The 1715-nt window shown below is 66.2% G+C and carries 2 protein-coding genes; both read left to right on the top strand.

Going from position 1 to position 1715, the window contains the following annotated elements:
* A partial coding sequence (locus AB0B91_RS65700) for a GDP-mannose 4,6-dehydratase (protein WP_358343157.1) occupies window positions 1-429 on the top strand: 429 nt, incomplete at its 5' end.
* A gap of 921 nt (window positions 430-1350) precedes the next feature.
* The coding region (locus AB0B91_RS65695) for an AraC family transcriptional regulator (RefSeq protein ID WP_358343155.1) at window positions 1351-1715 on the top strand (365 nt) is incomplete at its 3' end.

Raw genomic sequence — 1715 nt, 5'->3', positions numbered from 1 at the left:
CGGCAGGTCACCAACGTCATCGAGGGCCGGCGGCCCCGCCTGTACGGCCAGGGGGTCAACGTCCGCGAGTGGACGCACGTCGACGACCACAACCGGGCCCTGCACCTGATCCTGGACCGGGGCCGGATCGGCGAGACGTACCTGATCGGCTCGGGCGACACCCGCACCAACCGGGAGGTCGTCGAACTGGTGAACCAGCTCATGGGGAGGGATCCGGGCGACTTCGAGCACGTCCGGGACCGGGCCGGGCACGACCTGCGCTACGCCAACGACAGCACGAAGCTGCGCAGCGAGCTCGGGTGGGCTCCGGAGTACGCGGACTTCCGGGCCGGCCTGGCGGCGACCATCGACTGGTACCGGTCGAACCGGGACTGGTGGCAGGAGGACAAGGTCTCCACCGAGGCGGGTTACGCACTCGTGGATCAGTAGAACCGCGCCACCGACCAGGCGGGCGCCGATTCCGTCGCGCTCTTTCGCTCCGATCACCCCCCAGCGGACGCGTGAGGGCTACGGGCACACATCGGCGCCCGCCTCTTGTCGCAAACGCGACACATTTCATTCGCCGCCGGTTCTCCGGATCGGGGTGCCGACCGCCGCCCGTCCGGAAGACCGTCCGCGCCCCCTCCGCGCGCCGGCGCATCCCCCTTTTCTGCCACGCGCAGCGGAGGGCCGTAACAACAATTACAGGGCCCCGCGAATGGCCTGCCTTCCGTTCCAAACCGGAGTCGTGCGTTCCGCCCTTCGCGCCGGCCATCGGTCCCCACCTCGGGTGATCCGCCGTTCCTCGCGCCGCGCGTCGCTCCCGCCGATCCTCCGCGAGGACGCCCCGCCGCACGTGATACAAAGACAGCCTCCGATGTCAGGGCGCCTTTGGCGGCGCCCGGTCGCCCTCGTCCTGGGCGCGCGCAGATCGGACCAACCACACCAATTTCGCAACTCGCCCAAAATCTACAGTTCCGCCATAGGCAGGCTATGGCCCAAATGCCATAAAGCTATCCGAATCATCACGAGGCGGGCGGTAATCGCACGGAAATAGTCCGCCTGAGTCTGATATGCGGACCAGTCATTCGACTACTTTCCGCAACGTTGACCGCCACTTTCCGTTGACATAGCATCGAGTTGGCCCATTGAGGCGCGGACATTGTTTTCGCAACTCGGCAATTGGCAACCAGTCACCCGACCGCACTCGCGCATGGCGAGGCGGGCCTTTCATGACCAAAATCCAAATCATTACCAACGACAGGGTCTCTCGCAACGGTAGCGTCAGGGACCTGTTCGCCGACATTTCCTCTCGTTGGGGGCATGATGGAAGATCACGTCAGAACAGCGATCCAACGCGTCATCGAGAAAATGCACAGCGATGTGGGTGAGCAGTTCACCGTGGACGAAATGGCACGCACGGCCGGGTTCAGCAAGTTCCATTTCTGCCGGGTCTTCCACCGGATGACCGGGGTCTCCCCCGGGCGCTTCCTCTCCGCGCTGCGCCTGCAACGGACGAAGTACCTGCTCGTCTCCACCTCGTTGAGCGTCACCGAGATCAGTCACCTGGTCGGCTACACCAGCGTCGGCACGTTCAGCACCCGCTTCAGCAGCAGCGTCGGCACCTCACCCACCAACTACCGCCGGCTCGGCGGGGTGCTGCCCCGGCCCCGTACCGACCAGTGCACGCCCCCGCCCGCCGGCACGGGCCCGGCGCTGCGCGGCGAGGTGCGCAC

It is taken from the genome of Nonomuraea sp. NPDC049141 (assembly GCF_040648415.1).
In the GTDB taxonomy this organism is placed as follows: domain Bacteria; phylum Actinomycetota; class Actinomycetes; order Streptosporangiales; family Streptosporangiaceae; genus Nonomuraea.
This window is presented reverse-complemented; position numbering and strand designations above follow the sequence as displayed.